32 protein-coding genes are annotated in these 25,302 nt (G+C 71.3%); 10 read left to right on the top strand and 22 right to left on the bottom strand.

Annotated features, from left to right (window positions below; translation table 11 throughout):
- Positions 1 to 3: 3 nt before the first annotated feature.
- A complete protein-coding gene (locus ABD194_RS10270; protein WP_343990926.1) occupies positions 4 to 1,827 on the bottom strand; it encodes an amino acid permease in 1,824 nt (607 codons plus the stop codon).
- A 500-nt stretch (positions 1,828 to 2,327) separates the two neighbouring features.
- Between ABD194_RS10270 and ABD194_RS10265 the strand changes: the two genes are divergently transcribed.
- Positions 2,328 to 2,945, top strand: a complete 618-nt coding sequence (locus ABD194_RS10265) for a DUF6448 family protein (RefSeq protein ID WP_343990924.1) — start codon at positions 2,328 to 2,330, stop codon at positions 2,943 to 2,945.
- Positions 2,946 to 3,000: 55 nt separating this feature from the next.
- Here ABD194_RS10265 and ABD194_RS10260 read toward each other — a convergent pair whose 3' ends face one another.
- Together ABD194_RS10260 and ABD194_RS10255 are read right to left on the bottom strand one after the other, a co-directional pair.
- Positions 3,001 to 4,464, bottom strand: coding sequence for an amidase (locus tag ABD194_RS10260; protein ID WP_343990922.1), 1,464 nt, complete (start codon positions 4,462 to 4,464; stop codon positions 3,001 to 3,003).
- 31 nt (positions 4,465 to 4,495) lie between these two features.
- Positions 4,496 to 5,950, bottom strand: a complete 1,455-nt coding sequence (locus tag ABD194_RS10255) for a TIGR00366 family protein (RefSeq protein ID WP_343990920.1) — start codon at positions 5,948 to 5,950, stop codon at positions 4,496 to 4,498.
- A 230-nt stretch (positions 5,951 to 6,180) separates the two neighbouring features.
- Here ABD194_RS10255 and ABD194_RS10250 point away from each other — a divergent pair, with 230 nt between their 5' ends.
- Positions 6,181 to 7,023 carry a phytanoyl-CoA dioxygenase family protein gene (locus ABD194_RS10250; RefSeq protein WP_343990918.1) on the top strand — a complete coding sequence of 281 codons (843 nt, stop codon included), beginning with the start codon at positions 6,181 to 6,183 and terminating at the stop codon, positions 7,021 to 7,023.
- Here the strand turns inward: ABD194_RS10250 and ABD194_RS10245 are convergent.
- Positions 7,013 to 7,633 carry a nucleotidyltransferase family protein gene (locus tag ABD194_RS10245; RefSeq protein ID WP_343990916.1) on the bottom strand — a complete coding sequence of 207 codons (621 nt, stop codon included), beginning with the start codon at positions 7,631 to 7,633 and terminating at the stop codon, positions 7,013 to 7,015. The two genes, ABD194_RS10250 and ABD194_RS10245, sit on opposite strands and share 11 nt — an antisense overlap.
- Positions 7,634 to 7,723: 90 nt before the next feature.
- Here ABD194_RS10245 and ABD194_RS10240 point away from each other — a divergent pair, with 90 nt between their 5' ends.
- On the top strand, positions 7,724 to 8,488 hold the full coding sequence (locus tag ABD194_RS10240; protein ID WP_343990914.1) for an endonuclease/exonuclease/phosphatase family protein: 765 nt from the start codon (positions 7,724 to 7,726) through the stop codon (positions 8,486 to 8,488).
- Between the two features lie 42 nt (positions 8,489 to 8,530).
- Here the strand turns inward: ABD194_RS10240 and gvpJ (ABD194_RS21625) are convergent, their stop codons facing one another.
- Positions 8,531 to 9,001, bottom strand: a complete 471-nt coding sequence (gene gvpJ, locus ABD194_RS21625) for a gas vesicle protein GvpJ (protein ID WP_425579972.1) — start codon at positions 8,999 to 9,001, stop codon at positions 8,531 to 8,533.
- Positions 9,002 to 9,037: 36 nt separating this feature from the next.
- On the bottom strand, positions 9,038 to 9,370 hold the full coding sequence (locus ABD194_RS10230) for a hypothetical protein (protein ID WP_343990912.1): 333 nt from the start codon (positions 9,368 to 9,370) through the stop codon (positions 9,038 to 9,040).
- A gap of 187 nt (positions 9,371 to 9,557) precedes the next feature.
- Between ABD194_RS10230 and ABD194_RS10225 the strand changes: the two genes are divergently transcribed.
- The 7 genes from ABD194_RS10225 (at position 9,558) to ABD194_RS10195 (ending at position 12,552) form a co-directional block, all read left to right on the top strand.
- A complete protein-coding gene (locus tag ABD194_RS10225; protein WP_343990910.1) occupies positions 9,558 to 10,046 on the top strand; it encodes an Asp23/Gls24 family envelope stress response protein in 489 nt (162 codons plus the stop codon).
- Positions 10,043 to 10,390, top strand: coding sequence for an Asp23/Gls24 family envelope stress response protein (locus ABD194_RS10220; RefSeq protein WP_343990908.1), 348 nt, complete (start codon positions 10,043 to 10,045; stop codon positions 10,388 to 10,390). The genes ABD194_RS10225 and ABD194_RS10220 overlap by 4 nt, the downstream gene beginning before the upstream one ends.
- The gene (locus ABD194_RS10215) at positions 10,390 to 10,737 is read left to right on the top strand and encodes a hypothetical protein (protein WP_343990906.1); all 348 of its coding nucleotides are present in this window, start codon (positions 10,390 to 10,392) and stop codon (positions 10,735 to 10,737) included. The genes ABD194_RS10220 and ABD194_RS10215 overlap by 1 nt, the downstream gene beginning before the upstream one ends.
- 64 nt (positions 10,738 to 10,801) lie before the next feature.
- Complete coding sequence (locus ABD194_RS10210; RefSeq protein ID WP_343990904.1) at positions 10,802 to 10,981, top strand: DUF2273 domain-containing protein; 180 nt, start codon at positions 10,802 to 10,804, stop codon at positions 10,979 to 10,981.
- Positions 10,974 to 11,390 carry an Asp23/Gls24 family envelope stress response protein gene (locus tag ABD194_RS10205; protein WP_343990902.1) on the top strand — a complete coding sequence of 139 codons (417 nt, stop codon included), beginning with the start codon at positions 10,974 to 10,976 and terminating at the stop codon, positions 11,388 to 11,390. The genes ABD194_RS10210 and ABD194_RS10205 overlap by 8 nt, the downstream gene beginning before the upstream one ends.
- Positions 11,387 to 11,986 carry a DUF6286 domain-containing protein gene (locus tag ABD194_RS10200; RefSeq protein ID WP_343990900.1) on the top strand — a complete coding sequence of 200 codons (600 nt, stop codon included), beginning with the start codon at positions 11,387 to 11,389 and terminating at the stop codon, positions 11,984 to 11,986. The genes ABD194_RS10205 and ABD194_RS10200 overlap by 4 nt, the downstream gene beginning before the upstream one ends.
- Positions 11,983 to 12,552, top strand: a complete 570-nt coding sequence (locus ABD194_RS10195) for a hypothetical protein (protein WP_343990898.1) — start codon at positions 11,983 to 11,985, stop codon at positions 12,550 to 12,552. The genes ABD194_RS10200 and ABD194_RS10195 overlap by 4 nt, the downstream gene beginning before the upstream one ends.
- Positions 12,553 to 12,646: 94 nt before the next feature.
- Here the strand turns inward: ABD194_RS10195 and ABD194_RS10190 are convergent, their stop codons facing one another.
- The 16 genes from ABD194_RS10190 to ABD194_RS10115 all read right to left on the bottom strand — a co-directional run bounded on the left by ABD194_RS10190 (position 12,647) and on the right by ABD194_RS10115 (position 25,301).
- Positions 12,647 to 13,006, bottom strand: coding sequence for a gas vesicle protein K (locus tag ABD194_RS10190; RefSeq protein WP_343990896.1), 360 nt, complete (start codon positions 13,004 to 13,006; stop codon positions 12,647 to 12,649).
- Entirely contained in the window at positions 13,003 to 13,257 is a 255-nt protein-coding gene (gene gvpJ, locus ABD194_RS10185) for a gas vesicle protein GvpJ (protein WP_343990894.1), read from the bottom strand. The genes ABD194_RS10190 and gvpJ (ABD194_RS10185) overlap by 4 nt, the downstream gene beginning before the upstream one ends.
- On the bottom strand, positions 13,254 to 14,072 hold the full coding sequence (locus tag ABD194_RS10180; protein WP_343990892.1) for a GvpL/GvpF family gas vesicle protein: 819 nt from the start codon (positions 14,070 to 14,072) through the stop codon (positions 13,254 to 13,256). The genes gvpJ (ABD194_RS10185) and ABD194_RS10180 overlap by 4 nt, the downstream gene beginning before the upstream one ends.
- 5 nt (positions 14,073 to 14,077) lie before the next feature.
- Complete coding sequence (locus ABD194_RS10175; RefSeq protein WP_343990890.1) at positions 14,078 to 14,602, bottom strand: gas vesicle protein; 525 nt, start codon at positions 14,600 to 14,602, stop codon at positions 14,078 to 14,080.
- Positions 14,599 to 15,033: a gas vesicle protein GvpO gene (locus tag ABD194_RS10170; protein ID WP_343990888.1), complete on the bottom strand. Its 435-nt coding sequence runs from the start codon at positions 15,031 to 15,033 to the stop codon at positions 14,599 to 14,601. Before ABD194_RS10170 ends, ABD194_RS10175 begins: the two co-directional genes overlap by 4 nt.
- Positions 15,026 to 15,271, bottom strand: coding sequence for a gas vesicle protein GvpG (locus ABD194_RS10165; protein WP_343990886.1), 246 nt, complete (start codon positions 15,269 to 15,271; stop codon positions 15,026 to 15,028). Before ABD194_RS10165 ends, ABD194_RS10170 begins: the two co-directional genes overlap by 8 nt.
- Positions 15,262 to 16,062, bottom strand: coding sequence for a GvpL/GvpF family gas vesicle protein (locus ABD194_RS10160; protein ID WP_343990884.1), 801 nt, complete (start codon positions 16,060 to 16,062; stop codon positions 15,262 to 15,264). The genes ABD194_RS10165 and ABD194_RS10160 overlap by 10 nt, the downstream gene beginning before the upstream one ends.
- Positions 16,063 to 16,078: 16 nt before the next feature.
- Entirely contained in the window at positions 16,079 to 16,486 is a 408-nt protein-coding gene (gene gvpJ / locus ABD194_RS10155) for a gas vesicle protein GvpJ (RefSeq protein WP_343990882.1), read from the bottom strand.
- Between the two features lie 42 nt (positions 16,487 to 16,528).
- Positions 16,529 to 17,839: an SRPBCC family protein gene (locus tag ABD194_RS10150; protein ID WP_343994101.1), complete on the bottom strand. Its 1,311-nt coding sequence runs from the start codon at positions 17,837 to 17,839 to the stop codon at positions 16,529 to 16,531.
- 5 nt (positions 17,840 to 17,844) lie between these two features.
- The gene (locus ABD194_RS10145; RefSeq protein WP_343990880.1) at positions 17,845 to 18,729 is read right to left on the bottom strand and encodes a hypothetical protein; all 885 of its coding nucleotides are present in this window, start codon (positions 18,727 to 18,729) and stop codon (positions 17,845 to 17,847) included.
- A 240-nt stretch (positions 18,730 to 18,969) separates the two neighbouring features.
- On the bottom strand, positions 18,970 to 19,200 hold the full coding sequence (locus ABD194_RS10140; RefSeq protein ID WP_343990878.1) for a hypothetical protein: 231 nt from the start codon (positions 19,198 to 19,200) through the stop codon (positions 18,970 to 18,972).
- 188 nt (positions 19,201 to 19,388) lie between these two features.
- Positions 19,389 to 21,197 (bottom strand): ATP-binding protein, encoded by a 1,809-nt coding sequence (locus tag ABD194_RS10135; protein ID WP_343990876.1) that lies wholly within the window; start codon positions 21,195 to 21,197, stop codon positions 19,389 to 19,391.
- A gap of 155 nt (positions 21,198 to 21,352) precedes the next feature.
- Entirely contained in the window at positions 21,353 to 21,745 is a 393-nt protein-coding gene (locus ABD194_RS10130) for a nitroreductase family deazaflavin-dependent oxidoreductase (RefSeq protein ID WP_343990874.1), read from the bottom strand.
- 39 nt (positions 21,746 to 21,784) lie between these two features.
- Complete coding sequence (locus tag ABD194_RS10125) at positions 21,785 to 22,954, bottom strand: acyl-CoA dehydrogenase family protein (protein WP_343990872.1); 1,170 nt, start codon at positions 22,952 to 22,954, stop codon at positions 21,785 to 21,787.
- Positions 22,955 to 23,044: 90 nt separating this feature from the next.
- Positions 23,045 to 24,265: an acyl-CoA dehydrogenase family protein gene (locus ABD194_RS10120; protein WP_343990870.1), complete on the bottom strand. Its 1,221-nt coding sequence runs from the start codon at positions 24,263 to 24,265 to the stop codon at positions 23,045 to 23,047.
- A gap of 1 nt (position 24,266) precedes the next feature.
- Entirely contained in the window at positions 24,267 to 25,301 is a 1,035-nt protein-coding gene (locus tag ABD194_RS10115) for a phosphotransferase family protein (protein WP_343990868.1), read from the bottom strand.
- Between the last annotated feature and the right edge of the window lies 1 nt (position 25,302).

The raw sequence follows: 25,302 nt of genomic DNA, 5'->3' as shown, positions 1-25,302 counted from the left end.
GCATCAGACCTTGGCAACCAGCGAGGCGGCCTCGACGTGGGTCACAGGTATGGCCAGCTCGGCTGCCCGGTCCACGACTTCGAACCGTTGCCACACGGACTCCGAGGCGGGCAGTGTCACGATGACGATCTGGTCGGGCTGGAACTGCCGGACCGCCGTCCGGAGGGCCCGCAGCGGCCGGTAGTCGCCGAGACCGCCGGTGGCCTCGAGCCGGTGTGCCGCGAGCGCCTCGAGCGTGCGTTGCAACCGACCCTCGGCGGCCTCCATCGTCGCGTCGCGCACCGACACCGCGCCGTGCGTGGAGGCGGTGCCCGTCTCGACCGCGCTGGCCGGGACACAGACGTGGTAGGTCGCCTCCCCCTGGGCGTCGATGCGCTGCAGCTCGGTCATCAGCTCGTCGGCCTCGAGGGTCTGGTTGGCCAGGACCAGCACGCGTCGGGCGGCACCGGTGTGCTCGGGCACGACGCGTTCGGGCAGTCGCGCGATGCGGGCCCGGTTGATGAAGAAGAGGATGAGGACCACGCCGAACGACGCGAGGCTCAGCACGAGCTGGATCCGCACGTCCTCGGTCAGCCCCATCTGCACCAGCACCACGACGATGCCCAGCGCGGTGATCACCGACAGGGCCGGGAACCACCACATCTTCACTTTCAGCGTGGCGGGGTCGGCCCGGTAGCGAAGGATGATCTGCGAGACGGCGATGAGCAGGTAGACGAAGAGGATGACGGCGCCGGAGGAGTTGAGCAGGAAGGAGAAGACGGTGTCGGGCGAGACGGCCGCCATGATGACGGCGAGGAAGCCCACGACCGACGAGGCCAGGATGGCGACCACCGGCACGCCTCGCGAGTTGACCGACACCATCGACGCGGGAGCCTCTCGGCGCGCCGCGAGGACGAAGAGCATCCGCGACGCCGTGTAGAGGCCGGAGTTGAGACACGACAGCACGGCGGTCAGCACGACGGCGTTCATCACGTGGTCGGCATAGGGAATCCCCATCTTCTGGAACGCCGCGACGTACGGCGAGGCCTCGAGCGTGGAGGAGTTCCAGGGCAGGATGACCGCGAGCAGGAAGATCGAGCCGACGAAGAAGATCGCGATGCGGGTGATCACCGAGTTGGCGGCCTTGGAGACGGCCCGCTCCGGGTTGTCCGACTCGGCCGCCGCGATGGTGGCGATCTCGGCGCCCACCATCGAGAAGATCACCGTCACGACTCCCGCGGTGACTGCCAGTCCCCCGTTGGGGAAGAAGCCCCCGTAGGCGGTCAGGTTGCTGAAGTTCAGATCGGCGTTCGGCCAGATGCCGAGGACGAACAGCGAACCGCACACGATGAAGACGATGATCGCGCCGACCTTGATGCCCGCGAACCAGAACTCGAACTCCCCGAACGAGGAGACCGAGATGAGGTTGGTGCCCGTCATGAGGAGCATGAGGAGCAGGCTCAGCGCCCAGGTGGGCACGCCGGGGAGCCAGAAGTTGATGACCTTGGCGCCGGCCACGGCCTCGAAGCCCACGACGATGACCCAGAAGTACCAGTAGAGCCAGCCGACGGAGAAGCCCGCCCAGTTGCCGAGCGCCTTGCGGGAGTAGTCGGCGAACGAGCCGGTGGAAGGGTTGGCCACGGCCATCTCGGCCAGCATCCGCATCACCATGATGATGAGGACCCCGCAGATGGCGTACGTCAGGAACGCGGCCGGTCCGGTGGCCTTGATGACGGTTCCCGATCCGACGAACAGGCCCGCGCCGATGACGCCGCCCATGGCGATCATCGTCAGCTGTCGCTGGTTGAGCGCCCTCTTGAGCTCAGGGCCGGAACCGGACACGGTCATGCCTCCCGGTCTGCGGTGGAGGGAGGGCACAGGTGGAGGTGACGAGACATGGGAACATCCCTCTCGATCGGTCCGAGGCGGGTGATGCCGCCCCGACGATCTGCCCAAACTAGCCACGGTGGGGTGGTCTGTCCACGAAGGTTGAACACGGCCGGCGGCGCCCGGCCCCGGAAGGTGGCGCTTGGACGAGCCGCCCAGCGCGGCGCCGAAGTCCGGCAGCCGGTCCTTCCAGCGGCGGATGCCGACGGCCTCCCAGGTGCGCCCGCCGCGCTCCCAGGGGCGGATGCGGGTGAGCCAGGTGTCCCGGGTGTGGGCGTCGTGCGGGAGTCGCTGGGCGGCATACCCGACGGCGGTGTGCTCCCCCTTCGCACCGTGGCCGGGCGCTGCTCCGTGCGGGGACATCGCGGCGCCGGGACCTTGGACCCTGCCGCACCGCCACCCCGCTGTCTACCGTCGAGGGACAGGAGGGTCTCGCCACGTCTCTCCACGAGGAGGACACCATGCCCTCGCACTGCGACTCCCTCGACGGTCCCGTCGTCCGGGCGGCCCGAAACGCCCTCGAAGCGGGCGAGGTGACGCTCGTCCTGCCCTACGTCCCCACGAGCGCCGAGGACGAGGTGAGGGCGAGCTTCGACTCCGTGCTGCCCGTGCGCGCCCTGGGCCACGGCGCCCGGGTCGTGGCCGAGCGCCTCTTCTTCGAGACGGTCGTCCGGCTGCACCGCGAGGCCGAGGGCGCACCGTTCACCGGCCTGGGGCCCGCCGGCATCGACGTCGGCCCCGTGATCCCCCTGGCCGAGGAGGCCATAGAGACGGGTTCACCCGAGGACCTGACGACGTTCCTCGGGGCGGTGCTGACGGACGAGCTGCACCGGCGCCTCGCCGTGGTGAACGAGCTGGGCGACGCGCGCAACGGGTCGGTGGAGCGCGATCGCGAGTGGGTCGAGGCGATGCTCGGCTTCCAGACCTACAGCCACGCCCTCTTCGAGGCGCTCGAGGCGCGGGCGTCCGACCACGGCCGAGAGGCCCACCGAGCCCACCGGGCAGATCGAGCCCACCGGGACGACCCAGCCGACACAGCCGCGGAGGCGCCGGGCCAGGAGCACGAGCACGTGCGCTGACCGGTGCGCCGACCCCCCGGTCCGCGGAGCCGAGAGGCCCGCGGGCCGGGACGCGTCACGCGGGGGTGGCGCGGGTCAGCAGCGGCGGGAGTGAGCCGTCCATGACGGGGCTCACCGCCTCGTACGCGTGGGCCAGCTGCAGGACGCCGCGGTCGTCGTGGCGCCTCCCGACGAGCTGGACGCCGGTCGGCAGCCCGCGCGCGTCGAAGCCGGCGGGCACCGCCGCGACCGGGTGCGTCGACATCGTCCACGGGACGACGGTCTCCATCCAGCGGTGGTAGGTGTCCATCGGCCGGCCGGCGATCTCCTCCGGCCAGTGCACCGTCTTGTCGAAGGGGAAGACCTGAGCGCTGGGCGCCACGACGTAGTCGTAGCGCTGGAGCAGGTCGGCCAGCGCGGCATACCACCCGTCCCTGGCGGCGGCGGCCTGCGTGAGGTCGCGGGCGCTCAGGCGCAGGCCGTACTCGATCTCCCAGACCAGCTCCGGCTTCATCAGCTCGCGCGTCGCCGGGTCGTCGTAGAGGTCGGCGTAGCGCAGGTTGCCCCACGCGCGCCACGCCAGGTAGGAGCGCCAGATCTCCTCGGGGGCGTATGCCGGCAGGGCGGGTTCCACGACGCAGCCGAGGCTCTCGAACGTGGTGAGGGCCGACTCGCACAGGTCGAGCACACCGGGCTCGGTCGCGAGGTAACCGTCCCAGTCCCCCACCCAGGCGATCCGTGCACCGCTGAAGTCGCGCTCGAGGATGGCGGCGAAGACCGCCGGGTCGTCGTCCAGCGACAGCGGCGCGCCGGCGTCCGGGCCCGCCATCGTCGCAAGCAGGCGCGCGACGTCGGCCGTGGTGCGACCCATCGGCCCGTTGACGCTGCCGTACGGCACGAAGCCCGGTTCGGGCACCCGACCCCACGACGGTCGCAGGCCGACGACGTGGTTGAAGGCAGGCGGGTTGCGCAGCGAGCCCATGTTGTCCGAGCCGTCCGCGACGGGGACCATCCGGGCGGCCAGCGCCGCGGCGCCGCCGCCGCTGCTGCCCCCGGCCGTGCGGGAGGTGTCCCAGGGGTTCGCGGTCGTGCCCCACACCTCGTTGTAGCTCTGCGAGCCGAGCCCGAACTCCGGGGTGTTGGTCTTGCCGATGACAATCGCCCCGGCGGCGCGGATGCGGGCGACCGGCACGTCGTCGGCCTCGGCGACCCGGCCCGCGAAGATCCGCGAGCCGGACGTGTGCGGCAGGCCCTTCGCGGCCGCGAGGTCCTTCACGGCGTGCGGGAAGCCGTGCATCCAGCCGCGGCTGCGACCGGCGGCCAGCTCCTCGTCACGCTCCCGCGCCTCGGCGAGCAGCACCTCGGGGTCGCGCAGGGCCACGATGGCGTTGAGCTCGGGGTTGTGGCGCTCGATCTGCGCGAGGTGGGCAGCCATCACCTCGACACAGGAGACCTCACGCTGGTGGATCAGCCCGGAGAGCTCGACCGCCGAGTGCTCGACGAGGGAAGCCTGCTCTGCCGTCGGTGCGCTCACGTCCACGGAGCCATCGTCGCCCATCCCGAGCCCGCGGTCACGGCAGGAGCGGCATCAGCAGGCTGCCGACGCCGAGGACGACGAACCCGACGACGAAGGCGACCACGGTGAAGCCCATCACCCGGCGGATGTTGAGCTTGGCGATCGCCAGGACCGGCAGCAGCCAGAACGGCTGGATCATGTTGGCAACCGCCTCGCCGTTGGCCACCGACATCGAGATCTTGCCGAGGTAGGCGGGCGACGTCTGGCCGAGCTGCACGGCCGCGTCGACGGCGACGGGACCCTGGACGCCCCAGTGGCCTCCGCCGGACGGGACGAAGAGCGAGATGACGACCGACGCGACGTAGTTGAGGAACGGCAGCGTGTAGTACGTCGCGTGCGAGACGATCGCCGAGGCGATGACCGTCTGGAGGGGGTGGACGCCCGCGTGCGGGGTGTAGCCGAGCAGGCCGATGATGCCGCCGTAGAGCGGGTACTGCAGCAGCAGGGGACCAGAGGTCTTGGCCGCCTCGGTGAAGGCGCGGATGAAGCGCATCGGCGTCCAGTGGAAGAGCGCGCCGAGGATGAAGAAGAGCATCACCATCGAGCCGATGTTGAGCGCGAAGCCGCTGCGCACGAAGTAGGCGATGCCGGCGACGAAGACGAGCACGTTGAGGACCCACAGGTTCTCGAGCTTCTCGGCGAGGGTGCGCGGGCCGGCCGGCCGCGTGTCCTGGGGCTGCTGGTCGAGCGCGAGCAGCGCCTCGCGGTCGACGTCCGCCTGCTCGGTGGTCTCCTGGGGACGCGGCGACATGCGGTGGACGAGCAGGCCGATCGCCACGGCGAGCACGAGCATCGGCACGAAGCTGTAGGGCCGGAAGATCGTGTCGCTGAGCGGCACGAGCTGGTGGGTCTGCGACCAGATGATGTTGAGCTTGCTCGTCTTGTCGGTGTTGGCCAGGGCGATCGAGCTCGACAGGCCGGAGGTCCACACCATGTAGCCCATGTAGCCGGCGGCCACGAGGTAGGCGAAGTTGACCGTGCGCAGCCGCCCGAAGACCTGACGTGCCAGCAGGGCGCCCACGACCAGGCCGAGACCCCAGTTGACCACGCACGCCAGCGCCGCGACGCCGAAGCAGAGCAGGCCGCCCTGGGCCTGGTTCCTCGGCTTGCTCGCCAGCCACTGCAGGCCGCGCTTGACGAGCGGGGCCTCGGCCAGCGTGTAGCCACCGACGAGGATCAGGATCATCTGCATGGCGAAGGTGAAGATGTTGCCCTCGCCCCAGACCCCCTTGTACCAGCCGTCCACGACGCCGCCGAGGCTCGCGCCCGGCACGAAGGCGAAGATCAGGGCCACCACGACGATCGTCAGGATGACGGCGAAGAGGTAGGGGTCCGGCATCCACTTCTCGACGTAGCGGACGGACAGGTCGGTGAAGCGGTGCAGCGGACCGGGACGGTCGGCGCGGACCTTCTGCTCCTCGTCGAGGACGAGGTCAGACGTGTGCGACATGGGGCTTCTCTCGGGGCGGGTCGGGGTCGCGCTCGGCGTCGCGGCCGGGTGAGGTCGGTCAGCCGGCGCTCCCGCCGCCCGATGACCTCGTTGTCAGAAGGATTGGCTAGGCCACAGGGCCACCAAGCCATTCGGCAGTGTGGAGTGCGCCGAATGTCGTGTCAAGAGCGATGTGGCCGTTCTGGACCGCGATCGGCCGCGACGCACCCGTCGGCGCGTACCGTCGGACCATGAGGACCGAGGTGACCGGATCAGACCAGTTCGACCAGCCTTTCGACGTCGCCGCCATCCGGCATGGGCTCGACACCGACGGCATCATCGCCCTGAAGGGCGCCTTCTCGGCCGAGTGGGTCCGGCAGCTGCGTGAGGACATCGACGTCGCCTTCGAGGAGGCGCGCTCCCGCGAGGGCGGCGCCGTGGGCCGCGGCCCCAACCGCTGGTACGTCGAGATCCACCCCGAGGCGCTGCGCGGGTTCGTCGACCTGGTGGACCACCCGTGGGTGCGCACCGTGTGCGAGACGGTGCTCGGGCGCGACTACACGATCGTGGAGGTCGGCTTCGACACCCCCTTCCCCGGGGCGAAGGTCCAGCCGTGGCACCGGGACTTCCCGAGCCCGTCCGAGACCACCGACGAGCACCGCCTGACCTCGCTCGCGTTCAACCTCACGACCGTCGACACGACCGACGAGATGGGGCCGTTCGAGGTCGCGCCGGGCACCCAGTGGGACCGCGGCGACGACTTCGACCACGAGATGTTCCCGCCGGAGTCGATGTACCCGCGCTACGAGGCTCGCGCCGAGCGCAAGTACCCGAAGGTCGGCGACATCTCGGCCCGCTCCGCCCTGACGATCCACCGCGGCACGCCGAACGCCTCGTCGGTGGCGCGACCGGTGCTCGTCCTCGGCGTCGACGCCCCGGGCGCCGGCAACGACGCCCACCACGACCTGGCGGTCACCAAGGCCTACTGGGAGCAGCTGCCCGAGCGGGTGCGCGAGCACCTGTCGTGCCCGGTCGTCGACGAGCTGGCGCCCATCTCCCAGAAGCACGACATCGAGGGCCTCGTCATGGGCTGAGCTCGCCCTCCTCCTCGCCCTCCTCCTCGCCCTCCTCCTCGCCCTCCTCCTCGCCCTTGTCCGCCACGATGTGCAGGCGCCGGAGGAGGTAGAGCACCGCTGCGGCGAAGTCGTTCTCGGACGTCTCCTTCGCGACCCGGACCCAGTCCACCTGCTCGCGCAGCGCGCGGAGGGTGGGCAGCACGGCTGAGAGGTCGCAGTAGTGCTCGTCCAGCGACGCGAGCTTGTGCACCACGAGGTCCGTCGCGTCCTGCACCGGCATCTCCACCGAGAGCACCTCCATCGGCGTCGCCCGCAGCACCTCCTCGCGGTGCACCGGGCCACCGACCGGGCGGTGGATGACGTCGACCATGGCGCCGTGCGTGTAGACCTTGAAGAGCCAGTCCTCGGGCGGCTGCACGACGTCGAGGTCCTGGTCGGCCAGACGTGCGGCGACCTCCACCGCGTCCTCGTCGGCGACGAGGAAGTCGACGTCGTGGTCTGGCTCGGGCCCACCCCGGGCCCATGCGGCATAGCCACCCATGAGCGCGAACGGCAGGCCCGTCGTCTTCAGCGCCACGGCGACCGTCTTCAGCGCCTCCCGCAGGTCGGAGGTGTTCTCGGCTTCCATGACCTCCGCCTACCCGCCCGAGCCCGTATGCCGCACGCAACGGCCGGTGACCGCGGGTGACCGCCGGCGCCCGGCGGGTAGGCGAGACGCATGAGACTCGCGACCTTCAACATCCTCAACGGTCGCGTGCCGACCGACCAGCACGTCGACCTCGCGGGCTTCCGGGAGGCGGTCCGGCGGCTCGACTGCGACGTCCTCGCCATGCAGGAGGTCGACCACAACCAGCACCGGTCGGACAACGCCGACCTCACCGCCATCGCGGCCGAGGTCATGGACGCCCCCGACCACCGCTTCGTCGCAGCCCTGTCCGGCAGCCCCGGCGCCACGTGGGTGGCGGCCACGGGGGACGAGCAGCCCGACGCGGCGGCATACGGCATCGCCCTGCTGTCGAGGTACCCCGTGCGCGGCTGGCGGGTCGTCCGCTTGGCTCCAGTCCCGACGCGGGTGCCCATGCGTTTCAAGGGCCAGCGCTGGCCGGTGCTCGTGCGGGACGAGCCGAGGGTGGCCGTGGTCGCCGACATCGACTCCCCCGAGGGGCCGGTGACCGTCGTGAACACCCACCTGTCGTTCATCGACTGGTGGAACCGCCGGCAGCTGCGCCACCTCGTCGCGAGCGTCTGCGAGGAGGAGGGCCCGCTCGTGCTCGTCGGCGACCTCAACATGGGGCCCGAGCCCGCGGGGAGGCTCACCGGTATGCGGGCGGGCGTGTCCCTGCCCACCTTCCCCGTCGACTCCCCCGCCCAGCAGATCGACCACGTGCTGCTGCGCGGCCGGGTGAGCGCAAGCGCCGGCGAGGCGTTGCGGCTGCCCGTCTCCGACCACCAGGCCCTGCGCGTGGAGCTGTCGCTGACCTGACAGGCCGCACGCCGGGCCGTCGGGCCGCCGTGCGGGCGCCCCTCAGCCGCGGGTGTCCTCGTCATCGTCGTCGGGGGTCAGCTTCTCGACCACCTCGCGGGTCTTCTCCACGACCGTGCCGGCGACGCTCTGCGCAACGTCCTTCGCCTTCTCCACGGTGTCCTCCACCTTCTCGACGACGTCCTCGACCTTTCCCTCCACCACGTCGGCCGCGACGGACTCGATCGCGCTGCCCGCTCCCTCGATGGCCACGTCCACCAGGCTGGGCGGACCCTGGGCCTCCAGGTCGAGCCGGTTGGTGCTCTCGGCGAAGCGCAGATAGGTGTCGACGCTGGCGACGACCACCCGTGCGTCCACGGTGAGCAGCTCGATGCCGAGCAGGGAGACACGCAGGTAGGCGTCGATGACGATGCCCTTGCCGAGGACGATCTCGATGACGTCGGCGAGCCCGCTCGGCGCTGGGCGCGAGAGGTAGCCACCCCCACGGTCGCGCGTGACGGCTCGGTCAGTCATCGCTGCCGGCCCCCACGGACCTGCGATACCCCGCCATCAGGAGGTCGGGTTCGCTGCCTCGACGGTGCGGGCCGCCGTCTTCCTCGCCCGCCTCGAGCGGCGTGACATCTGCTTCCTCGCACCCTTCATGCTCTTGCCCGCGTCCTTCGTCCCGCGCGCGAGCGCGTCCGCCGCCTCCTGGACGGGATGGCGTGCAGCCCGGGGCAGCACGAGTGCGGCCGCCCACGAGAAGAGCCGACGGGTGAGCATCAGCAGCGGTATGCCGAGAGGCAGCAGGATGACGGTGACGCACAGCAGCGCCCCCACCAGTCCCAGCAGTCCCGCGACGAGCCAGACCAGACCCGCGAGCAGCCAGCGCAGTGGTTTCATCGTGCCTCCGTCCATCGATGCCGCGGGCGCCCCACGCCCCCGCGGTCACGTCCGGCTCACCCCCTGTGCACCCCCGAATGATGCGAGCCTGCCGCTTACGGGTACATACCCAGGTAGGTGGTCTTCCCGGCCCCGCCTGGCCCCGACTGCCACCGGCTGAATTCGACTCTCTTCGAAGGAGCCCGTGATGAGCGACGCGCAGAGCGACATCCAGAGCAGGTCATCGAGCACGAGCGCCACCTCCGCCGGCAGCGCAGGTGGCGTGCTCTCCCCGCTGGTCACCGACCAGGGGCGCACGACCATCGCCGACACCGTGGTCGCCAAGATCGCGGGCATCGCGGCCCGCGAGGTCTCGGGCGTGCACGCCCTCGGTGGAGGGGCGGCCCGGGCCGTCGGCGCCATCCGGGAACGCATCCCGGGTGGGCGCACCAACCAGTCCCTGGGGGTCTCCGTCGAGGTCGGCGAACGACAGGCCGCGGTCGACCTCCAGCTGGTGGCCGAGTACGGCGTGTCCATCGCAGACCTGGCCCAGGGCATCCGCCGCAACGTCATCAGCTCGATCGAGCGCATGACCAGCCTCGAGGTCACGGAGGTCAACATCGACGTCCAGGACGTCTTCCTCGAGAGTGACGACCAGGACCAGCAGGACCAGCAGGCCGAGCCGCGCGTCCAGTGACCGGAGAGCCGGGGGCGGGCGGCAACCTCGCACCGCCCGAGAGCACGTCCACCGAGATGGCAGACGCCGTCGCGGCGGTGGTGCTCCTCGTGCCCGGCGTCGCCGGCCTGCACCCGGGGGCCTTCGGGGAGGCCGCGACCCACCTGCCGGGCCGCACGGTCAGAGGGGTCCAGCTTCGGACCGGGAGCACGACGGTGCACGTGGTCCTCGAGTGGGGAGCGCCGGCCCAGACCACCGCTGAGCAGGTCAGGGAGGCGGTCGCCGGCCTCACGCACGGACCGGTCGACGTGGTGGTCGCCGACGTGGCCACCCCCGGTGGGACGGCGAAGGCACGGGAGTCCTGATGACCAGGGGCGGACCCGTCGACCCGGCCGCGCGCACCGAGTGGGCGCGGCTGCGGCGACGAGCCGCCGCGGTGCACCACCCGGACCGGGGCGGGGACGTCGACGCGTACCTCTCGGCCATGGCCGCGATCGATCGGGCGTTCGCGGTGCCGGGCCAGGCGGCCTCGCCGACCGACGCATCGACTCCAGCGGCCTCTCAGGAGGTCGGAGCGGTGGACGTGGTCGTCATCCGCACCTGGCGTGGCACTCGGATGCGCCTGGCGCGGCGCACCCGACACGCCGCCAGCAGGGTCCGGGGCCGGCTCCCCCGGTCGTTTCCCGGGGCCCGGCGCACCACCGACATCTGAACACGCAGCGCTGAACCCGCCTCGGCTGCTTCACCGGACGGCACTTCTGTCAAAGGAGACTGCAATGCCCAGCTCATCCATCGGCCTCATCGCCGGCCTGCTGCTCGGAGTGGCCGCTGCAACCGGCGGCTTCACCGGCTTCCTGCTCGCCCTCGTCCTCGGTGCCGTCGGCTTCCTCGTCGGCGGCCAGCTCGACGGGAGCCTCGACCTCTCCCGGCTGATGGGTGGCCGTCGCCGTGACTGAGGTCGTCACCGCTTCGCCGCCCCAGCCCGCGGCGAGCAGCCGTGGGTCGGCCGGCGGCCTCCCCGATCCTGCCGAACGGGGACGGCTCGACGTCGCCGACCGCGTCGTCGAACGCGTGGCCGGCATCGCGGCGTGCGAGGTGAGTGGGGTGCGCTCCGTCGGTTCCGGCCTCGGGGGAGTCGTCGGACGGCAGTATCCCAAGGTGAAGGCACACATCGCAGGTGGGCACGTGCGAGTCCAGCTGGACATCGCCGTCGACTGGCCCGTCCCCCTCGCCAGCACCGCAGCGCAGGTGCGCGGCCACGTCCGGGACCGGCTCACGACCTTGGTGGGCCTGGTCGTCGACGCCGTCGACGTGACCGTCGCGACGGTGGCGCCGGCCACGAGCGAGCACCGGAGGGTCCAGTGAGCCAGACGCATCTCGACCAGGGCCACAGCCCCGCCACGTCGCCGGCCATGCCGCCGGCGTCGACGCCGGCGATGCCGCCGGCCAAGACACCCAGGCGGACCGTCAGCACCGGCGCACTCGGCATCCTGCTCGCCGCCCTCCTGACCGCCATCGGGGTGCTGGCGGTGCGCGATGCACTCCTCTACGCCCGGCTGATCAGCGGCAAGCCGCTCCTGCACCAGCTGGCGACGGTGGTGCAGGGAGTGCGACCCGAGGTCTGGACGGTCGTGGTCGGGGCCCTCCTCGGCCTCCTCGGCCTGGCCCTCCTCGTCAAGGCGCTGCTCCGGTCCGGGCCGAAGGTCGCGGCGGTGACCGCCGGCACCGGCGTCTTCCTGCGTCCACGGGACGTCACCCGCCTCGTGGAGACGGCTGCCGAGGGAGTCGACGGGGTGCTGGGGGTGCGCGCCTCCGCGACGCCGCGTCGGGTGGCGGTCACCATCCGTTCGACCGGTGATGCCGACGTGCCGCAGCGGGTCCGCGACGCGGTCACCCAGCGCCTGGAGCCGCTCGCCTCCCAACCCACGGTGCGGGTCACCACGGAGAGGCGGCAGCGATGAGCCGTGGAACGTTGGCCCTCGACCGGGTCATGACCGCCCTCGCGGGCCTGGTGCTCGTCGCGCTCGGCGTGCTCGGCATCCTCTGGTGGGCGGGCCGGCTCGGTTCCGTTCCCGACCACGTGGACCTCAGCGGCATCCGCTGGTGGCCCCGGCAGCAGTGGTGGCCGTGGGCACTCGGCGTCGGCGGGGTCATCCTGGCCCTCCTCGGGCTCCGCTGGCTCCTCGCGCACCTGCCGCGCCGCGGCATCAGCGTCCTCTCGCTTCCCGGTTCGGATCCGGAGGGCAGGCTCCTGGTGGCTGCCGGGCCCGTCATCGATGCGGCGGCCGACGCGTTGGCCCGGACGCCCGGGGTGCGCTCGGCCCGAGGGCGCGTGAACCACGACCGAGGTCGCATCGTGGCCCACTTCGACGCCACCATCGAGCGGGGCGCCGACCTGCGCACGGTGGCCGACGCAGCCGATACCGTCACCGGCGAGCTGCAGGCAGCACTGGAGCGCCAGGACCTCACCGGGCTCGTGCAGCTGCGGACGGCGGGCCGCAACCGCGCCATGCCGCGGGTCTACTGAGGCGGCGGGCACCGGCGAGCCGGCGAGCGGCGAGCAGCAGACGCGTACGAGCGTTCGAGGGAGACGCGTACGCGGGTCGTGCCCCTGGGCGCGCCTACAACAGCGTGCCGAGGGGGCCGAGGTCGAGGTTGAGGTCGTCGGCCGTCAGCCCGTAGCGCTCCTTGAGCTCGTCCATGGCCTCCTCCAGGTGCATCAGCCCCTGGCCCAGCCCCTCGACCTGCTCGTCGGTGAGGTCACCCTCCTCCACCCGTCGCAGGGCCTGCTTCTCCATGAGCTGACGGACGAGCTCGATGATCGTGAGGACCAGCTTGAGGAGGTCGCGGGCCACGGCATCGGCGTCGGTCTCGAGCCGCTGAGGCAGCAGGGCCCGAGGCAGTGCGAGCTCCGGCGGCCGCGGGCTAGGCTCGTCCGGCGTGCCCGCCCCGACCAGGTCGTCCCAGGCCCACTCGCTCATCGCGCCTCCCCTCGGCGATCCCGGGCCATCTCGGCGCGCACCGCGCTGATCATCAGCTGCAGCCGGATCTCCACGAGGTCGACACCGGCCAGCGACACGACCACGTCGCCGGCGACGACGACGCCCGACCCGAGGAGCCGGTCGAGCAGGTCCACGAGGGCGATAGGAGCGAGGTCGCGCGCCGGCTTGCCCGGCGCCCGGCGCTGGTCTGCCGCCGCCACCGGTGCTGCCTGCGAAGGCGTCGCGTTCACTGCTCGTCCAGCATCGCGAAGGAGTAGGGCGGCCAGGGGCCACGCCCGTCCACCACCACGTCGCCGTGGTCGCTGCGCAGCCCCGAGATCGCCGCCTCGAAGGCGTCCGCGTCGTCGTCGGGCACGAGGTATGCCGCGTTGAGCAGCATGGTGCCCGAGTGGCCGGACAGGCGCGGGTCCTGCGCCGGGAGCCGACGGCTGGCCCGGGAGCGCGCGACCAGGTCCTCGTGGATCACCAGCGCGGTGGCGGCCGCCTGCTCGTCCGCGTCGGTCCGCCGCTGGGACTGCTCCTTCCTCAGTCGCAGGTACTCCGCACCGGTCAGCCCCGCCGGTCTCGCCGCGGCGCCGAGCGCCGGGGCCGGGGCCGGGGCAAGGACCTTCACGCTCCACTCGCCACAGCCCTGCACCCGGTCGAGGGCGCGGGTGAGCGGGACGTACCGCTCCTCGAGCCGGGCGCGTACCGCGTCGTCGTCGAAGCAGACGGTGGCGAACCGCAGCGGAGCCGTGGGCGCCCGGGCTGCCACGGCCTGGATCACCGCGTCATGGGCCCGCACCGTGGACTCGAGCCACGCCAGGTCCTCGAGGTGGCGGCGCAGCGCCTCCTCGCCGAAGGAGTCCATCGGCACGGTGCTGACCACGGCGACGATGTCCTGGTACGGCACGAGCTCGACGAGGCTGTCGTGGATGCCGCGCACCTGCGAGAGGGCGCCTTCGGGCAGCCCCCGGCACACGGCATACAGGTACCTCGCGGTGCCCGGGGGCGGGGCGCCGGCCCCGGCCGTCGACACCTGGGAGGCGTCGCGCGATGTCCCCACGGCTCTCACCTCGGCGTCGACGAGGAGGCCCCACCCGACTGGGCCTCGGCATCGTCGGCGGCTGTCTCGTCGGGGGCGGTCTCGTCTGCGGCGGTCTCGTCCGGGGGGGTCCCGTCCGAGGAGGCGGCCGGTCGGGAGGCTCCGTCGTGGCCCTCGAGCTCGGCGATCCTCTCGCGCAGCAGCCGGTTCTCCTCGTCGAGCCCGCGCTCACGCACGGTCAGCATGGGATCGTGGCGCCACCAGTCGATGCCCATCTCGTAGGCCTTGTCCACCGAGACGACGAGCAGGCGCAGCTTGATGGTGAGCAGCTCGATGTCGAGCAGGTTGATCCGGATGTCGCCCGCGATGATGATGCCCTTGTCGAGCACCCGCTCGAGGATGTCGGCCAGGCTTGCCGGCTGGGAGCCGCCGGTCGGCCCAGCCGGCCCGCGCTGGGACGAGTAGTACTGCCGTGGCGCGGTCCCGGCTCCGGACGTGGCCGGGACCGCTGCTTCGGGGCCCGCAGGTGGCGGCGTGGAGCGCTCCGTCATTCGCGCTCCTCCCGCGCGTCGCCGCGGACATACCTCGCCTTGCGCTCGTAGCCGACGAGCTCCCCCGACTCGTCGATCGTCACCTCGTAGACGGCGAGGACATCGGTGGTGCTGGGGATGCGCCGCATCTCGAGCACCTCCACCTCGATCGACCAGTCGTCGCCGGACTTCCGGATGCCGACGATGCCCTCGAACTCCTTGCCGGTGAGGTCGGTGAGGGAGAGCGCCGCCTCCCTGGCGGCCGTGCGCCCGTTCATCCGGGGCTTCGGGCGCTTCGGGCGCTTGTCCATCGGGCGCCTGGCTGCTCGGGGTGCACCGTCGCCCGAGGGGGGACGGCGCTCGCCCCTGCTCGTTCGCTGTCGCTCGTCCTCGCCGGCGTCCTCGCCGGCGTGGTCGCTGACGTTTTCGGCGGTGTCCCCCGTGTCAGCCATGGCGCCCCCTCTCCTGCGCCTCCATGAGCCGCTCGATGAGCTCGTCCTCGCGTGCGATGGCTGTGGCCTCGTCGATCTCGCCGTCCTCGCGAAGGCGGTCGAGGGCCTCGAGCTCGCTCCGGATGGTCGCCGGGTCGTAGTAGATGTCCTCCGCCTGCTGCAGGATCTGCTCGGCCACCGCCGTGAGGCCACGCAGCGGCGCCAGCGGCAGCAGGAAGATCCCGCCGATCAGGCCCATGAGCGCTCCCCGACGAAGTCGTAGGGGGCCAGTGGGCCGACCAGCCGCAGGCGCAGCCGCTCGTGCCAGGCCTCCGCGCAGTCCTCGAGGGCATCCACCAGCTCCCCGCTGCGGGTGTCGTCGACCAGCAGCGCGACGTCGAGGACCTCCGTGGCCGACGGTGGCGTCCGCACGAGGTGCTCGTCGGCCAGGGGCTCCACCACGTCCAGGACCATGTCGGCGTCCTGCGCGTTGTGCTGCTCCAGACCGTGCGCCACGAGCTCGCCGAGCCGCACCCGGTCGCGGTAGGAGGCGTCCTCGGGTACGTTGCGCGTGCGCTCGCGCAGCCGTCGGATCTCCGGGTCGCCGGCCACGAGCTCGCCGATGGCCGCCTCCTCGACCGGCGTGACCCTGAGGTTGAACTGCCGCCGCCCGCGCAGCCGCTCGAGCAGGGCGACGAAGTGTGCGGCATCCGGCGCCATCAGCTCGGCGACCACGGTGTCCGCGTCGGGCATCACCGACCCGAAGCGCACGGGAGCCACCGGTCCGACCTGCGCCAGACCGTCGAGGACGGACTGGTACGCGAGCAGGTCGGCCCGGCGGCCCGGTCGCCGGTCGACGTCGACGTGCGACACCGCGGTGGCCAGGCCGCCGAACCGGACGAACTCCACCGGTCCGGCGTCCAACCCCTGCAGCCCCACCAGGGCCTGTTCGCCGGTATCGAGGTCCTGCACGGGCAGGATGCCGTAGACGAACAGCTCGTCCTCGGGGCCGCTGTCGAGGGGTGGTCGGGCGGAGCCGGTGGGTGTCATCGCGAACCTTCGCTGCTCAGCCTGCGGACGAGGTGGACTTCTTGGCGGGGCGACGCTCCTGGTTCTTCTCGTCGTCGCCGCCTCGGGTGAGTGCGCGTTTCACGCCTTCGACTGCCCCGGAGGTCTTGCCGGAGGCGCCACTGTGCTGCATGTCGTGGACCAGCTCCGGGAGGTCCTTCCCGCCCTTCTCGTAGAGGTCGAGCCGGTTGGTCGCCTCCGCGAAGCGCAGGTAGGTGTCCACGCTGGCGATGACGATCCGGGCATCGATGGTCAGCAGCTCGATGCCGACCAACGAGACGCGGACGTACGCGTCGATGACGATCCCCTTGTCGAGGATGATGTCGATGACGTCGGCGAGGCCGCTGGGCGCGGGACGCGACAGGTAGCCTCCTCCGCCGCCTCGACGATGGGTCTGCACGGTCATGCTGCACCTCCTGGGTCAGGAACGGGCGCCGAGCTCATGGGGTCACCTCGCCGATCCGTGCTGCGCGGACCGCCTGACGGGCGGCTCGTCCTCTTCGTACTCGTCGTCCTCGCCTTCTTCGTCGTCCTCTTCGTCGTCCTCGTCCTCGTCGTCCTCTTCGTCGCCCTCGTCCTCGTCGTACTCGTCTTCGGCGGACTCTTCGTCGCCCTCGCCTTCTTCGTCGTCCTCGTCGCCCTCCTCGGAGTCTTCGTACTCGTCCTCGTCGTACTCGTCCTCGGCGCCCTCCTCGTCCTCCGCGCCCTCCTCGCGCTCGGCGCCCTCATCGTCCTCGGCGCCCTCTTCGCCCTCAGGGCCTTCTTCCTCCTCGGAGCCCTCCTCCGGGGACTCGGGGCCCTGTTCCTCGGACTCGGAGCCCTGCTCCTCGGCGCCCTCTTCGCCCTCTTCGCCCTCAGGACCTCCCTGCTCCTCAGCGCCCTCGGCGCCCTCTTCGCCGTCAGGACCTTCCTGCTCCTCGGCCTCGCGCTGCTGGGCCTCCTGCTCGAGGGCGTCCTCGTGCGTCGTCACGACCTCGCTGTCCTCGATCGTTCCTCGCCAGCCCTCGACGCTGTCGGGGTCGAGGATCGTGCGGGTCATGACGTGGCGCTGGAAGTGCTTGACCTCCAGCCGGGCCCGGCGCCCCTGGGCCCTCCACAGGTTTCCGGTCCGCTCGAAGAGACCCTGCGGGTAGTACTCGAGGACGACGATGATGCGCGTCAGGCTCGGGCTCAGCTCGTGGAAGGTCACCGTCCCGTCGACGTGGCCCTTCTGCCCCTTCGACCGCCACACGATGCGCTCGTCCGGCACCTGCTTGAGGATCGTGGACTCCCACGTCCGGCTCGACCAGAACACCTGCGCCTTCCAGGCGGTCTTGGTGTCCTCGGGGGTGTCGACGTTCTTGACCTTCTTCATGAAGCTCGGGAAGCTGCCGAACTCGGTCCACTGGTTGTAGGCGACCCTGATGGGCACACCGACGTCGATGATCTCCTGGAAGTTGGTGGCCTTGGTCGCCTTCGGCGACTTCGAGCCGCCGCCACCCTTGCCTCCGCCGAGGCCCGGAATGGCGTTGGTGACCTTGTCCTTGATGCCTGAGGCCATGCCCTTGACGGCGCCCTTGACAGGGCTCTCGCCCTTGACGACGGACGTCCCGGAACCGACAAGCGCCTTGGTCGAAGGGCTGCCGCTGGCGACCCCTTCCAGCCGCTCCGTCAGCCCGCTGACCCGGTTACCGACCGAGCCGACGACCTTCTGGCCAAGGGTCTGCAGGAGACCACTCGAGGCGTCCTTGAGGCGGGATCGACCCATGCTCTCGCTCATGGTGGTCACCGGCCCTTCTCGGCCACGCGCTTGCTGGCCTTCTTGGCGGAGACCTTCTTGGCTACGTCGCGCGGTGTGGCCTCGTCCTCGGAGGCGGCGGAACCTCCGGAACCGCTGGAGCCCCCCTTGCTTCCGTCAGGACGCCGACGACGCAGGCGCCCGCGGAGTCGTTCCCGCTGGCCCGACTGCGCGCCTGCTCCATCTTGATCGGAGTCCTCACCCGATTGCTCATCGCCGGCGCCGCCGGCCCGGTCCTGGGGCTCCTCGGAGCCCTCTTCGTCGGCCCCCTCGTCGTCCGACTCCTCGTCTTCCTCAGCGGCACGGTCCTGCGGCTGCTCCTCGGAGCTCTCTTCGTCGGCCCCCTCCTCCTCGGACTCGTCCTCGTCGCCCTCACCGACCCGGTCCTGCGGTTGCTCCTCGGAGCCCTCGTCCTCGGGCTCCTCGTCCGACTCCTGGCCTCCGGCCTGGTCCTGCTGCTCCTCGTCGGACGGGGCCTCCTTCTTGCCCTTGCCGGAGCGCTTCTTGAGACCGAGCGAGCCCGTGACTCCCCCGACCGCGGACTCGAGGGCAGCCTCAGCGCCCTGCTGCCCGCCACCCTGGTCCTCGCCACTCTCCTGGCGCCCCTGCAGGGACTTGGTCAGCGCCTCGATGCGGGAGGCCGCCGCCACCAGCGCCGCCTCACGCGCGGCCTCGAGCAGGTGACCCGTCACCTGGTTCTGCAGCTCCTTCAGCTGGGGGTTGCTCTCGAGCAGCTTCGAGCCCTGACCCAGCAGGCCCTGCACGCCTTGGCCCTGGGACGCCAGCTTCCGGCCCGCCAACAGGCCGCCCAACGCGAGAGCGAGGCGGAGCTTCTTGGTGCGCCCGAGCAGGTACCCACCCGCGACACCCACAACGATCCTGGTCGGTACAGACATAGACCCAAGCCGCGATGCTGCCCGTCCGGACTGCAGGTCGCGGCCCACCTCCTTCGATTTCATGGTTACCCGCTGAGAAAGCACAGGTAACGAAGTGGCCTGACGAAAGCCCTTGTGCCACAAGGCATTTCGCTAGAAGTGCGACGTATCAGACACAGACGAAACCGCGGAGACGACTGCCTGTCGGCTTCGTCCCCGAATGACCGGTTCGTCTTGCTACGCGGGTCTCGAGAGGTCGACGAGGCGGCGCAGCATGGAGATGCTGGGATAGGTGTCGTCGCGCACCTTCTGCGCGAGAACGGCGACGTACGCCGGCACCTCGTCGGGGAGCAGCAGCTCCTCGAGGTAGTCCATCATCGTGTTCGACGGATAGGTGTCTGCGGCGACCTTGCGAAGCAGGAGGTCGACCAGCAGGGCTCGGGAGTCGGCGGAGGAGTTGTCTGTCATCGCTCACCCCTTTCGGGGGCCTGAGGGGTCAGGACTCAGCGAGACGCTCCCGGAGCGAACCAACGGCGAGCCGGTGGTGCGGTCCGCGAGTCCCCGATGTCTCGCATTGCGACTTTACCCGCCGCTGGGCTTCGTTGACAGGCCCTTGACGTCGCTGTTCGACGGCCGGCGGTTGCAGGGCGGGTCCGTCAGCGGGCCGGGAGCAGGAGCCGGACGCTGGTGCCGCGGCCCGGCTCGGACTCCACGACGATGCGGCCCCCGTGCTTGACCACCACACGCTGCGCGATGCTCAGGCCCAGACCGGTGCCGGGGACCCGGAGGCTCGCGGGGTTGGTGCCGCGGAAGAACTCCGTGAACAGCCCCGCCTGGTCCTCGGCCGATATGCCCACTCCGTCGTCGACGCACTCGAGGACCACCCGGTTGCGCCGGTTGGCCACCGACACGGCCACGCTGCCGCCGGGCAAAGTGAACTTCACCGCGTTGCTCACGAGGTTCTGCACGACCCGCTCCAGGTCCCCGGCGCTGCCGCGCACGAGCGGGAGCTCGTCCTGCCGCTCGAAGGTGAGCCTGACCTGCTGCGTGTCGGCGCGGGGGCGGAACATGTCGACCACCTCGCGCGACACCTCTCCGAGGTCGACGTCCGCCTCGGGCAGCGCCCGGTCGGGGTCGCTCACCCTGGAGAGGGTCAGGAGGTCGTCGACGAGGCGCTGGAGCCGCTCCGTGTTGCGCTCGATGACGCCGAGCGACCAGTCACGGTTGCCGTCCGGCTCCTGCCGGAGCAGCTCGACGTGGCCCACGATCGAGGCGAGCGGGTTCTTCAGCTCGTGCGACACCGTCGAGAAGAGCTGCGTCTTGCCCCGGTCCGCCTCGCGCAGCTCGGCAGCCACGCGCCGCTCGACGGCATACAACCGTGCGTTCCGGATGGCGCGGCCGAGGTCACGACCCATCTCCAGGGCCGCCTCGGCCTCGGCATCGGTCCAGTCCGGGTCCGACGGACCCCGGGTGCAGGCGATGTAGCCGAAGCAGCTCGACCCCGAGCCCATCGGCGCGATGAGCAACGAGCGCGCCCCGGCGGACGCGAGGAAGGACTCGGCTCGCTCGACGTCGTCCGCACACCAGAAGGACGCGGGCGAGGCCTGCCCGCTGCCGACGACGGCGACCACACCGGCGCGCCAGCCACTGATGGCTGCCCGCCGCGCGGTGTCGACGAGCGAGACGGGGGCATGCACGGGGGCACCGCTGCGCGCCGAGACGCTCTCGCGCTCGTCGTCGTCCTCTGCGCCGAACGCCCGCAGCCACAGTCCGGCGGCCGCGAGGCCCGCCGAGATGGGCGCGGCGGCGACGTCGACGACCTTCGCCGGGTCGAGGTCCTCCTGGGCGATGCGGGCGACCGTCTGGACCGCCTCGGCCAGACGAACCCGTTCCGAGAGGGTATGCCGCTGGCGGGCTGCCGAGACCGCGATGCCTGTCTGGTTGGCGAAGAGCTCGAGCACCGCTCGTCGGGTCGCGTCGGGGCGCCGGCCGCTGAGCGGCAGGTCCACGGACAGGATGCCGAGCAGCTCCCCGACCGCGTCGAAGAACGGCGCGATCAACGTGTCCTGCGGGTTCCACGCGTCCGGGTCGTCCTCGGGCGTCGGGGCCGGCCAGTCGGAGGAGACCCACCCGTCCGCCGACCCGGCCGGCAGCTGTCCGGCCGGGACGAAGCGCAGGCTGCCCCACCGTTCGGCCACGGCGAACTCGGCCTCCAGGGTCTCCCGGGCGGTGCGCCGGCCGAGCAGCTCCGAGCGGGCGTCCTCGTCGCCCGCGACGGCGACGACCTCCACATCGCCCGAGGGGACGACGATGCTGATCGCGGCCACCTTGAAACCCACGACGTCGGCGGCGCCGTCGACCACCATGTCGAAGAGGACCGAGAGGTCGTCCTGGGCGCTGACGCGGTTCATCAGCTCGGTGAGCCGGCGTAGCGCCAGCACCTCCCACGTCTCGCCCTTGCGCACCCTGTCCCCTATCCCGCGACCACCCCGGACGGGACTGCCGTCGGTGGAGCTGTCCCGATGCTCACGATATGTCCGCAGTGCCCGCTCGGGTGTCCTGGCGCAGTATGCGATATCCGGAGGCGAGGCGGTGGAGGTGGACCCGCGGTCCGGCGCCACTACCCCTCTGGAGCGGGACTTCGCGCGAGCTGGAGGTAGCCACCCGCCATGCCACGTCGCTCGATGACCCGCCTTGCCAGGCCGGTCGACGCCGCGAGGGCGACACTCCTGTCGACGAACGTCGGTGCGGTGCACCTGAAGTCGCGACCCTTCCACCGGATGGTGCAGCCCTCGGCGGCGCGTACGTTGCGCACCCAGTCGGTGCGGCGGCCCCACGGCAGGCCGATGACGAACGTGGTCGGTGTGGCGAGGACCGCGACGGGCGTCGCGTACTCCCTGCCGGTCGAGCGCCCCCGGTGGTGCAGCACCGCCCACACCGGCAGGAACCGGCGCCCCGCCAGGTGGATGGCGAGCTTGTTGAACTGCTTCGCGGCTGCAGGTGCACCTGCCATCGCTCCAGTGTCCTCGGCGGTCCGGCCGTCCTCGCCGATTCAGCCCAGGTGGCCGCGCACCGAGGCGTGCCGCTTGAGCAGGTTGCGGGCGATCGTGCGGCGCTGGATCTCGTCGGTGCCCTCGTAGATCCGCAGCAGGCGCAGCTCGCGGTACCACCGCTCGACGGGCAGCTCGCGGGTGTAGCCCATGCCGCCGTGCATCTGGAGCACACGGTCGACGATCTCGTTGGCCTTGACGCCGCCGTAGAGCTTGGCCATCGACTGTGACTGCCTCGAGTCGAGGCCACGGTCCACCTGCCAGGCGGCCGTCAGGACGAGCCAGCGCAGCGCCTCGATCTCGACCGCGGAGTCGGCGACCATCCACTGGATCGCCTGCCGCTCGGCGATGGGCTGCCCGAAGGTGACGCGGTTGCGGGCCCACTCCATGCCCATCTCGACGAGCCGCTCGCACGAGCCGAGCGCGCGGGCCGGGAGCATGTAGCGTCCCTTGCCGATCCAGCGCATGGCCAGCTCGAAGCCCTTGCCCTCCTCGCCGAGGATGGCCGAGTGCGGCACCCGTACGTCGTCGAAGACGAGGGCGGCCGGTCCCCACTCGCCCATCGTGTCGATCGGGGTGCTCGTCCACCCCCGGTCGCGGTCGACGAGGAAGCAGGTGACGCCGCCGTCGGCGCCCTTCTCCTTGTCCGTCACGGCGAAGACCATGACGAAGTCGGCCTCGTTGCCGCCGGTGATGAAGGTCTTCTCCCCGTTGATGACCCACTCGTCGCCCTCGCGTCGGGCGCTCGTGCGAATGGCCCGCGCGTCGGACCCGGCGCCGGGCTCGGTGATGGCGAAGCAGGACTTTCGGGTGCCCTCGATGGTCGGACGGAGGTAGGTGTCCTGCTGCTCCTCGGTGGCCGAGAAGAGGATGTTGTCGGCCTCGCCGGCGAAGCGGAACGGCACGAAGGAGCGGCCGAGCTCGATCTCGATGAGTGCCGCGACGACGGCGCCCTGACCCATGCCGCCGTGGCTCTCCGGCGTCTGGATGCCGAAGAAGCCCGACGCGCGAGCCTTGTCCTGAAGGCTTTTCAGCTCCTCGCCCGTCAGTCCCCGTTCGTTCCGTCGCTCGCGCTCGAGCACCTGCGGCTCGAGCGGCACGATCTCCTTGCGCACGAAGGTGCGCACCCAGTCGCGGATCTCGCGCTCCTCGGCGCTGAGGTCGAAGTCCATCGTCGGTCCCTTCGTGCGGTCGTGCGGGCGGGCGGTCAGGTCGTCGGGGGCGTATGCCGGGTGGCGCGGCGGGTGCCGGGGTGCGGGCCGTCAGCGGGCGGCATACCTGCGCAGCTCGGCCTTGGCGAGGGCGTTCTTGTGCACCTCGTCGGGGCCGTCGGCGAAGCGCAGGGTGCGGATGCCGGCGAAGGCGCCCGCGAGCTCGGTGTCCTGGCTGAGGCCGGCTGCGCCGTGCGCCTGGATGGCCTTGTCGAGGATCCACTCGACGGTCTTGGGGGTGGCGATCTTGATGGCCTGGATCTCCGTGTGCGCGCCCCTGTTGCCGACGGTGTCCATGAGCCAGGCCGTCTTGAGCACCAGCAGGCGCAGCTGCTCGATGCGCACGCGGGACTCGGCGATCCAGTCACGGACGACGCCCTGCTCGGCGATCGGACGGCCGAAGGCGACGCGCTCGGACGCGCGGCGGCACATCGCCTCGACGGCGACCTCGGCGAGGCCGATCGACCGCATGCAGTGGTGGATCCGTCCGGGGCCGAGGCGTGCCTGGGCGATGGCGAAACCGGTGCCCTCCGCGCCGATGAGGTTGCTCGCCGGGACGCGGACGTCGGTGAAGCGCAGCTCGGCGTGGCCGCCGTGGTCGTGGTCGTCGTAGCCGAAGACCTCCATGCCGCGGACCATCTCGACGCCGGGGGTGTCGCGCGGGACGAGGACCATCGACTGCTGGCGGTGCCGGTCGGCGTCGGGGTCGGTCTTGCCCATGACGATGAAGACCTCGCACTCGGGGTTCATCGCCCCGGTGATCCACCACTTGCGCCCGTTGATGACGTAGTCGTCGCCGTCCCGCCGGATCGACAGCTCGATGTTGGTGGCGTCGCTGCTGGCGACGTCAGGCTCGGTCATGGCGAACGCCGAGCGGATCTCGCCACGCAGCAACGGTTTCAGCCACCGCTCCTGCTGCTCGGAGGTGCCGAACTGGGCCAGCACCTCCATGTTGCCGGTGTCGGGCGCGGCGGAGTTGAGCACCGCCGGCGCGAGACGGATGCACCGGCCGGTGATCTCGGCGAGCGGGGCGTACTGCAGGTTCGTCAGGCCGGCTCCGTGCTCGCCGGGGAGGAAGACGTTCCACAGGCCGAGGTCGCGCGCCTCCTGGCGCAGCTCCTGCAGCACGGGCACCGTGCTCCACGCCCAGCGGTCCGGCAGCGTGGCCACCTGCTCGTCGAAGACGGGCAGTGAAGGGACGATCCGCTCGTCCATGAAGCGGAGCAGCGACGAGCGCAGCTCCTCGGTGCGGGCGTCGAATCCGAAGTCCATGTCAGCTCTCCTTGACGGCGGCGAGGCCGGCTCGGACGAGCGGGACGGTGGCCTCGCCGATGCCGGCGAAGCCGCTCCCGACCGTCTGGCCCCGGGTGTAGCGGTAGTGGATGCCCTCGAGGATCACCGCGAGCTTGAAGTAGGCGAGCCCGAGGTGGAAGGCGAGGTGCCCGAGGTCACGTCCGCTCGCAGCGGCATACCTCTGGCGCAGCTCCGGCCCGCTGATGAAGCCCGGGGCCCGCGAGACGTCCGAGACGGTGACGGAGTCCATGAGGAGCGGGAGTCGCTGGTAGGCCTCGAGCAGGGCCACGTCGGTCAGCGGGTCACCGAGCGTCGCCATCTCCCAGTCGAGCACCGCCGACACCTCGTCGTCGGCCGTGACGAGGAGGTTGTCGAGGCGGAAGTCGCCGTGCACGATCGTCGTGTCGCTCTGTGCCGGAACGGTTTCCGCGAGCCGCGCGTGGAGCTCGTCGATGCCGGGCAGGTCCCGGCTGCGCGAGGCGTCGAGCTGCTGCTTCCAGCGCCGGACCTGCCGCTCGAGGAAGCCCTCGGGACGACCGAAGTCCGCCAGGCCCACCTCCGCCGGGTCGACCGCGTGGAGCGCGACGAGCGTGTCGACCATGCGCTCGCTGATGGACCGCACCCGCTCGTGCCCCAGCGGCTGGAGCTGGGCCTCGAAGCGGAAGGGCGTGCCGGCGACACGCTCCATGACGTAGAAGGGCGCGCCGATGACGTCGGGGTCGTCGCACACGGCATACGTCGTCGGGACGGGGACGGCGGTGTCGCGCAGGGCGGTGATGACGCGGTGCTCGCGCACCATGTCGTGCGCGGTGGCGAGCACGTGGCCGAGAGGCGGGCGGCGCACGATGACGATGCTCGCGCCGTCGCCCACCTCGTAGGTGAGGTTGGACTTGCCGCCCGCCACGACCCGTCCGGTCAGCGGCCCGTCGAGCAGGCCGTGGGCCTCACGGTCGAGGAAGCCCCGGAGCGCGTCGAGCGGCAGTCCCGGCGGGTCGGTGCGGTCGGCGTCCGGCACG

Origin of the sequence: Terrabacter terrae, assembly GCF_039529575.1 — a bacterium.
GTDB lineage: Bacteria > Actinomycetota > Actinomycetes > Actinomycetales > Dermatophilaceae > Terrabacter > Terrabacter terrae.
Note: the sequence above shows the minus strand (reverse complement) of the source record. Positions and strands in the feature narration are given on the sequence as shown.

Excerpts from the sequence above, each read along its gene's own strand:
- ABD194_RS10270 (WP_343990926.1), bottom strand. The coding sequence starts at position 1,827 with ATGACCGTGTCCGGTTCCGGCCCTGAGCTCAAGAGGGCGCTCAACCAG.
- ABD194_RS10170 (WP_343990888.1), bottom strand. The coding sequence starts at position 15,033 with ATGGCTGACACGGGGGACACCGCCGAAAACGTCAGCGACCACGCCGGC.
- ABD194_RS10125 (WP_343990872.1), bottom strand. The coding sequence starts at position 22,954 with ATGGACTTCGACCTCAGCGCCGAGGAGCGCGAGATCCGCGACTGGGTG.
- ABD194_RS10150 (WP_343994101.1), bottom strand. The coding sequence starts at position 17,839 with ATGAGCGAGAGCATGGGTCGATCCCGCCTCAAGGACGCCTCGAGTGGT.
- ABD194_RS10165 (WP_343990886.1), bottom strand. The coding sequence starts at position 15,271 with ATGGGCCTGATCGGCGGGATCTTCCTGCTGCCGCTGGCGCCGCTGCGT.
- ABD194_RS10175 (WP_343990890.1), bottom strand. The coding sequence starts at position 14,602 with ATGACGGAGCGCTCCACGCCGCCACCTGCGGGCCCCGAAGCAGCGGTC.
- ABD194_RS10120 (WP_343990870.1), bottom strand. The coding sequence starts at position 24,265 with ATGGACTTCGGATTCGACGCCCGCACCGAGGAGCTGCGCTCGTCGCTG.
- gvpJ (WP_343990882.1), bottom strand. The coding sequence starts at position 16,486 with ATGACCGTGCAGACCCATCGTCGAGGCGGCGGAGGAGGCTACCTGTCG.
- ABD194_RS10265 (WP_343990924.1), top strand. The coding sequence starts at position 2,328 with ATGCCCTCGCACTGCGACTCCCTCGACGGTCCCGTCGTCCGGGCGGCC.
- ABD194_RS10225 (WP_343990910.1), top strand. The coding sequence starts at position 9,558 with ATGAGCGACGCGCAGAGCGACATCCAGAGCAGGTCATCGAGCACGAGC.
- ABD194_RS10210 (WP_343990904.1), top strand. The coding sequence starts at position 10,802 with ATGCCCAGCTCATCCATCGGCCTCATCGCCGGCCTGCTGCTCGGAGTG.
- ABD194_RS10255 (WP_343990920.1), bottom strand. The coding sequence starts at position 5,950 with ATGTCGCACACGTCTGACCTCGTCCTCGACGAGGAGCAGAAGGTCCGC.
- gvpJ (WP_425579972.1), bottom strand. The coding sequence starts at position 9,001 with ATGACTGACCGAGCCGTCACGCGCGACCGTGGGGGTGGCTACCTCTCG.
- ABD194_RS10140 (WP_343990878.1), bottom strand. The coding sequence starts at position 19,200 with ATGACAGACAACTCCTCCGCCGACTCCCGAGCCCTGCTGGTCGACCTC.
- ABD194_RS10195 (WP_343990898.1), top strand. The coding sequence starts at position 11,983 with ATGAGCCGTGGAACGTTGGCCCTCGACCGGGTCATGACCGCCCTCGCG.
- ABD194_RS10130 (WP_343990874.1), bottom strand. The coding sequence starts at position 21,745 with ATGGCAGGTGCACCTGCAGCCGCGAAGCAGTTCAACAAGCTCGCCATC.
- ABD194_RS10240 (WP_343990914.1), top strand. The coding sequence starts at position 7,724 with ATGAGACTCGCGACCTTCAACATCCTCAACGGTCGCGTGCCGACCGAC.
- ABD194_RS10160 (WP_343990884.1), bottom strand. The coding sequence starts at position 16,062 with ATGACACCCACCGGCTCCGCCCGACCACCCCTCGACAGCGGCCCCGAG.
- ABD194_RS10250 (WP_343990918.1), top strand. The coding sequence starts at position 6,181 with ATGAGGACCGAGGTGACCGGATCAGACCAGTTCGACCAGCCTTTCGAC.
- ABD194_RS10245 (WP_343990916.1), bottom strand. The coding sequence starts at position 7,633 with ATGGAAGCCGAGAACACCTCCGACCTGCGGGAGGCGCTGAAGACGGTC.
- ABD194_RS10215 (WP_343990906.1), top strand. The coding sequence starts at position 10,390 with ATGACCAGGGGCGGACCCGTCGACCCGGCCGCGCGCACCGAGTGGGCG.
- ABD194_RS10230 (WP_343990912.1), bottom strand. The coding sequence starts at position 9,370 with ATGAAACCACTGCGCTGGCTGCTCGCGGGTCTGGTCTGGCTCGTCGCG.
- ABD194_RS10190 (WP_343990896.1), bottom strand. The coding sequence starts at position 13,006 with ATGAGCGAGTGGGCCTGGGACGACCTGGTCGGGGCGGGCACGCCGGAC.